This is a genomic window from uncultured Sphingomonas sp. (assembly GCF_964243315.1).
Classification (GTDB): Bacteria; Pseudomonadota; Alphaproteobacteria; order Sphingomonadales; family Sphingomonadaceae; genus Sphingomonas.
The window spans coordinates 1-5,740 of record NZ_CAXTEM010000098.1 but is presented as its reverse complement, the minus strand read 5'-3'; the positions used below and the strand labels follow the sequence as shown (position 1 = coordinate 5,740).

At 64.0% G+C, this 5,740-nt stretch carries 7 protein-coding genes; 4 read left to right on the top strand and 3 right to left on the bottom strand.

The window, feature by feature from the left end; translation table 11 throughout:
- Positions 1–694: methylenetetrahydrofolate--tRNA-(uracil(54)-C(5))-methyltransferase (FADH(2)-oxidizing) TrmFO (gene trmFO / locus ACFE77_RS15875; RefSeq protein WP_375422618.1), on the top strand; the 694-nt coding region annotated here is incomplete at its 5' end.
- On the opposite strand, the gene ACFE77_RS15870 is transcribed toward trmFO, so the two are convergent.
- Positions 630–1,091: an EF-hand domain-containing protein gene (locus ACFE77_RS15870; RefSeq protein ID WP_375422617.1), complete on the bottom strand. Its 462-nt coding sequence runs from the start codon at positions 1,089–1,091 to the stop codon at positions 630–632. The two genes, trmFO and ACFE77_RS15870, sit on opposite strands and share 65 nt — an antisense overlap.
- A gap of 54 nt (positions 1,092–1,145) precedes the next feature.
- On the bottom strand, positions 1,146–1,790 hold the full coding sequence (locus ACFE77_RS15865) for a squalene/phytoene synthase family protein (protein WP_375422616.1): 645 nt from the start codon (positions 1,788–1,790) through the stop codon (positions 1,146–1,148).
- Positions 1,791–1,885: 95 nt separating this feature from the next.
- Here ACFE77_RS15865 and ACFE77_RS15860 point away from each other — a divergent pair, with 95 nt between their 5' ends.
- The 3 genes from ACFE77_RS15860 to ACFE77_RS15850 are packed head-to-tail and all read left to right on the top strand — an operon-like array spanning position 1,886 to position 4,409.
- Positions 1,886–2,452, top strand: a complete 567-nt coding sequence (locus ACFE77_RS15860) for a TadE/TadG family type IV pilus assembly protein (RefSeq protein ID WP_375422615.1) — start codon at positions 1,886–1,888, stop codon at positions 2,450–2,452.
- Positions 2,449–3,006, top strand: a complete 558-nt coding sequence (locus ACFE77_RS15855; RefSeq protein WP_375422614.1) for a TadE/TadG family type IV pilus assembly protein — start codon at positions 2,449–2,451, stop codon at positions 3,004–3,006. Before ACFE77_RS15860 ends, ACFE77_RS15855 begins: the two co-directional genes overlap by 4 nt.
- The gene (locus tag ACFE77_RS15850) at positions 3,003–4,409 is read left to right on the top strand and encodes a TadE/TadG family type IV pilus assembly protein (RefSeq protein WP_375422613.1); all 1,407 of its coding nucleotides are present in this window, start codon (positions 3,003–3,005) and stop codon (positions 4,407–4,409) included. The genes ACFE77_RS15855 and ACFE77_RS15850 overlap by 4 nt, the downstream gene beginning before the upstream one ends.
- Positions 4,410–4,442: 33 nt before the next feature.
- Here the strand turns inward: ACFE77_RS15850 and ACFE77_RS15845 are convergent.
- The coding region (locus ACFE77_RS15845; RefSeq protein ID WP_375422612.1) for a pyruvate dehydrogenase complex E1 component subunit beta at positions 4,443–5,740 on the bottom strand (1,298 nt) is incomplete at its 5' end.

Below are 5,740 nucleotides of genomic sequence, written 5' to 3'. Positions count from 1 at the left end.
CTATTTCGACGGCTGCATGCCGATCGAGGTGATGGCGGAGCGCGGCGTCGACACGTTGCGCTACGGGCCGATGAAGCCGGTGGGGCTCGACAACCCCAAGACCGGGCGCTGGCCCTATGCGGTCGTTCAGTTGCGGCAGGACAATGCGCAGGCGACGCTGTGGAACATCGTCGGCTTCCAGACAAAGCTGAAGCATGCCGAGCAGGTGCGGCTGTTCCGGACAATCCCGGGCTTGCAGAACGCGGAGTTCGCGCGGCTCGGCGGGCTGCATCGCAACACCTTCATCCGTTCGCCCGAGTTGCTCGACGAGACATTGCGGTTGCGCACCCAACCCAACATCCGGTTCGCGGGGCAGATCACCGGGTGCGAAGGCTATATCGAAAGCGCGGCGATCGGATTGCTTGCGGGGCGGTTCGCGGCTGCCGATCTGTCCGGCGAGCAGTTGACGCCGCCGCCGGTGACCACCGCGCTCGGCGCGCTGCTGGGCCACATTACCGGGGGGGCGGAGGCCGCGACCTATCAGCCGATGAACGTCAATTTCGGGCTGTTTCCGCCGGTCGAGGGGCGCAAAAAGGCGGATCGCAAGCGGCTCTACACCGATCGTGGTCGCGCGGCCCTCGCGGCGTGGATCAGCCCTCCTCTTCCGCAGTCTGCGAACGAGCCGGCGGACAGCGCGGAGCCGGTTTCCGCTTGACCGCGGTGGTCGCGAATTCGGTCGGCGTCATCGCCCCCGACCGATCGCGATCCGCGGCCGCGAACTTGGTGGTCGCCCTGACTGCCCATTCGTCGAACGACAGGCGCCCGTCGTCGTCCGTGTCGAGCCGCGCGAACGCCTTACGCCGCTGCGTCAGATATTCCTCCCGAGTGATGCCGCCATTCTCGTCCTTGTCGTAGCGGCCGAAGCGGCGCTGTTCGCGGGTCTCGGCGGTGGCTTCGGGTGCCGCGTCGGGTAGCACGGCCGCGCCGCTTTGCGCGGCAGCGGGCTGTAGCGGCAGCATCGCGGCCTTGGGCTGGTCGCGTCCGAACATCAGGATGCCTGCTACGACGGTCGCCACGACCGCCCCCGCCCCTGCCGCATAGCGCCACATCATCATCACTCTCCCCTGCCCGACTTTGATAACAGAGCAAGAGTGTCGCGCAAGTGTTCAGCGACCTAACGTCCTGAAGGAAAGCAACTTACGTAGTTTTACGTAAGCATTGTCATCGGCAGCATCGAGTCGCACGAGCAACGCCAACAATCCGACGACTCTCAGATCACGACTCCATTTGGTTGCGAATGCGGATGTCAGCGCAACATCTGCATCCTTGCGCACTATAGCGGCGACGCTGGGTGACGATATGTTGGCGGCCAGATCGAACAAGGCCCAGCCGCGCCCGGACTCATCCAGCACCGGCCTATGCTTCGCTCCAAGCACTCGTGCCGCCGCCGCGAACAGCGTCGCGCCGCGCAACGTCGCATACTCGGCGACGCTGCCGTCGATGGCATAATCGTCGTGAAGGATCGCCATCCAGCCCTCCGTCATCGGTGCCAGCGCCTCGCCTGTGACGCCCAGCGGCAGCAACAGCCGGTGCACGTCGATCAGCACCGGCTCGGCGGGCGCCGGTTGGTCCCGATCGAGGGCGGTCAGCGCATCGCGCCACCACGTCAGCCGCATCTGACCGACCAGCGGCTCGCGAGTCGCGCGGACGATACCGCCCAGTCGCTCGTCCAATGCGAACAGCGTCGCCAGCGCATCACGGGCCGCCGCCGGCGCATGGCGCAGCACCAGCCGCTGCGGTTCGCCCTGCACCTCAATCACGGTCCGCACCTCGCGCCAGCCTCGCCGCCGTTGAGCATTTGGTAATCATGCAGCTGTAATTTCGGTGATCGATTGGAGCTGTCCCGTTGCCGAACCCGTGCGCCCGTGTCCGAACGATCTGCGGCCATGCTGCGGCGCCGCTCCGGCGATTCGGCGGCGACCGTCGCGGCGTCACCATCATCGAATTCGCCTTCGTCGTCGGTCCGTTGATGGCATTGCTGATCGCGATCCTCCAGGTCAGCCTCACCTTCTTCGCCCAGCAGAACCTGGAGACGGTAGCCGAGAAGAGCACCCGCGTGCTGATGACGGGCGAGGCGCAGTCGTCGAACATGAGTGCGGCGGCGTACAAGACCCGAGCGTGCGCGCAACTTCCCAAGTTCATGAAATGCGCGAATCTGATGGTCGACGTCAACGTCGCCACCAACTTCTCCGACGCCAATATCGCATCGCCGACGATCACCTACAACGCGTCCGGGCAGCCGAACAACGCCTGGGCGTACAACACCGGAACACCCGGCGACATCGTGATCGTCAAGACTATGTACGTGTGGGACGTCAGCAAAGGGCCGTTGGGATTCGACATCTCGACGCTGAGCGCGGGCAAGCGGTTGCTGATCGCTACATCGGTATTCAAGACCGAGCTCTATTCATGATCCGCGCAGCTTTCGCATCGACGCGCCTGCGCCTTGCGCGGTTCCGCGATGACGAACGCGGCGTTGCCCTGATTGAGTTCGCCTTCGCGGTGCCGATCCTGACGCTGTTGTTCGTCGGCGGTTATCAGTTGAGCGATGCGCTGTTCGCCTATCGCAAGGTCACGCTTGCAACGCGCACGATCAGCGATCTCACCTCGCGTTTCACCAAGGTGAGTGACGTCGACCTCGACATAATCCTCAATGCCAGTCAGCAGGTAATGTCGCCATACAGCCCCTCCGCGGCAGCGATGACCGTGTCGCAGATCGACATCGATGCCGGTGGAAAGAGCACGGTGTCGTGGAGCAGAGGCAAGAACACTTCTAAGCTGGCGACCAACTCAGTGTTCGATCTACCCGCGGCGATGAAGCAGCCCAACACATCTCTGATCGTTTCTCAGATCGTCTACACCTACCGCCCGGGTATCGCGAGCAACGTGTTCGGCGCCTTCGCGATAAAGGAACAGATGATCATGAGCCCGCGTGCGTCGCAGACGATCGTGCTTGATAACACATGATGTCGAAGGAAAACCCGATGCGGGCACGCCCGATCGCAATCGGCGGCAAGAAGCCGTCACGCCTCGCACGCTTCGCGGCAGATGCACGTGGCAACGTGTTCATCATCATGGCGTTTTCGATGATTCCGCTGACCGCCGCGACCGGCATGGCGATCGATTATTCGCGCGCCGCGCGCCTGCAGACCAAGGTCAATTCGGCCGCTGACGCCGCCGCGCTCGCCGCGGTGACGACGCCGATGATGAGCCAGTCGACCGAAGACGCCGCCGTAGCAGCAGGCAAGATGTTCATCAGTCAGGTCGGCGCGCTGAACGGCATGACCTGGAAACAGGCCCTGCGCACTACGCCCGCAACCTCGACGACGCTGACCACCTATACGCTTGATTACGGGGCGTTCAAAGTCGTGGTCACGGATACCGACATCACCGGGCTGACCCGCGTCGCCACGGTCTCCTACGATGCGCTCTCGGACAACGCCTTCAAGGGCGTACTCGGGCTGTCCAAGTCGGGGATCGGTGGCAGCGCCACCGCGAAGGCCAAGGTCGCGCCTAATATCGATTTCTTCATGTTGCTCGACGTTTCGTCGTCGATGGCGCTGCCGATCACGTCGGCCGGTATCGCGTCAATGAAACAGATGACCGGCGGCTGCGCCTTCGCGTGTCATCAGAGCAATCCCGATACCAGCGAGGGGACCCGGCAGTACGTCAACGGCAAGCTGGTCGACTTCTACACCGCCGCGCATAATGCTGGCATCGTGCTCCGTGTGGATAACGGCAAGACCGCCATCCAGGACACCATCGACCGCGCCATAGATACGATGGCTTCAAACAAAGCCAATTATCGTTTTTCGGTCTCTACCTTTGCCAAGGCGGCCAATTTCAATAATCTGGCAGGGATCACGAGCACGCTGGCATACGCACGCAGCCAGGCTGGAGCCGCACAGGCCGTCATCGTTAAGAAGAACGACGCGGGTTGGGATCGGCAGACCGAGCATGACGACTCACTCGTGAAAGCCGCCGCCTTGATGCCACTGGCGTCTGGTACTGGCAGCCGCAAACCGGGCAGTACGCCGCAATCGATCCTGTTCCTGGTAACGGATGGCATGCGCGACGAGGATCGTTCGGGGCGGCAGCTAGGCGCGATCCTGCAGACCCAGTGCACGGCGATCAAGGCACGCCTCAATACTCGGATAGCGGTACTCTACACGACCTATGATCCGACCTCTATCGCCGGGGACAGCTGGTCGCAGACGAATGTCGCCTGGCGACTGCCGGACATCGCGCCCGCCCTGAAGGCATGTGCGTCCCCCGACCTGTACTTCGAGGTGACGACCGATCAGAGCATCTCGGACGCGATGCGCAAGCTGTTCGACGCCGCGACCAACACCGCGCGCATCACGCAATAGCGTCGATGCGGCGGTGCCGGTCGGGCGGCGTGATCACACGATCTTCTTCACCGTCGCGATGATCTTGTCGACGCTGATCAGCGCGTCCTTTTCGAGGTTCGCGGCATAGGGCAGCGGCACGTCCTCGTTGGCGACGCGCAGCACCGGTGCATCGAGGTCGTCGAAGCCCTCCTCCATGCAGATCGAGATGATCTCGGACGCGATCGAGCAGGTCGGCCAGCCCTCCTCGACGACGACCAGGCGATTGGTCTTGGCGAGGCTGGTGAGCACCGCCTGCTTGTCGAGCGGTCGCAGCGTGCGCAGGTCTATCACTTCGCAATCGACGCCCTGCCCTGCCAGCGTCTCGGCGGCTTCGAGCGCGAGCCCGACGCCGATCGAGTAGCTAACCAGCGTGACGTCCTTGCCCTCGCGCATCGTCCGCGCCTTGCCGATCGGCAGGACCCAGTCGTCGAGCTTCGGGATCTCGAAGCTGCGGCCGTAAAGCAGCTCGTTTTCGAGGAACACGACCGGATCCTCGGTGCGGATCGCGGCCTTCAACAGGCCCTTCGCGTCCGCCGCATCGTACGGCGCGATCACGATTAGGCCGGGGACGCTCGCATACCAGGGGGCATAGTTCTGCGAATGCTGCGCGCCGACCCGCGATGCCGCGCCGTTGGGACCGCGGAACACGATCGGGCAGCGCATCTGGCCGCCCGACATGTAGTTGGTCTTGGCCGCGGAGTTCACGATGTGGTCGATCGCCTGCATCGCGAAGTTGAAGGTCATGAATTCGACGATCGGGCGCAGACCGCCCATCGCCGCGCCGGTGCCGACCCCCGCGAAGCCGTATTCCGTGATCGGCGTGTCGATCACGCGCGCATCGCCGAACTCGTCGAGCAGCCCCTGCGTGACCTTGTACGCGCCCTGATACTGCGCGACTTCCTCGCCCATCACAAAGACGCGGTCGTCGCGGCGCATCTCCTCCGCCATCGCGTCGCGCAGCGCCTCGCGCAGCGTCAGCTTGACCATCTCCGTACCCGCGGGAATCGCCGGATCGAGGCGCCCCTTCTGCTCGGCCGCCGCGACGAGTTGCGCGGTGCCGGTCTCGGCCTGCTTCGGCGCGTCTGGAAGTGCAGGCTCGGCCTTCTGATCGGATGGCGTTTCGGTCGGGGTCTCGGCGGAGGCAGATGCCGGCGAGCCGCCGCCGTCGCTCGTTCCCTCGTCGTCGCCGCTCAGCGTCGCGATCACGGTGCCGACCTTCACATTGTCGGTGCCCTCCGCGATCAGGATCTTGCCAATCACGCCCTCGTCGACCGCCTCGAACTCCATCGTCGCCTTGTCGGTCTCGATCT

Coding starts and splice junctions, on each gene's coding strand:
- ACFE77_RS15870 (WP_375422617.1), bottom strand. CDS start 1,091: ATGATGTGGCGCTATGCGGCAGGGGCGGGGGCGGTCGTGGCGACCGTC.
- ACFE77_RS15855 (WP_375422614.1), top strand. CDS start 2,449: ATGATCCGCGCAGCTTTCGCATCGACGCGCCTGCGCCTTGCGCGGTTC.
- ACFE77_RS15850 (WP_375422613.1), top strand. CDS start 3,003: ATGATGTCGAAGGAAAACCCGATGCGGGCACGCCCGATCGCAATCGGC.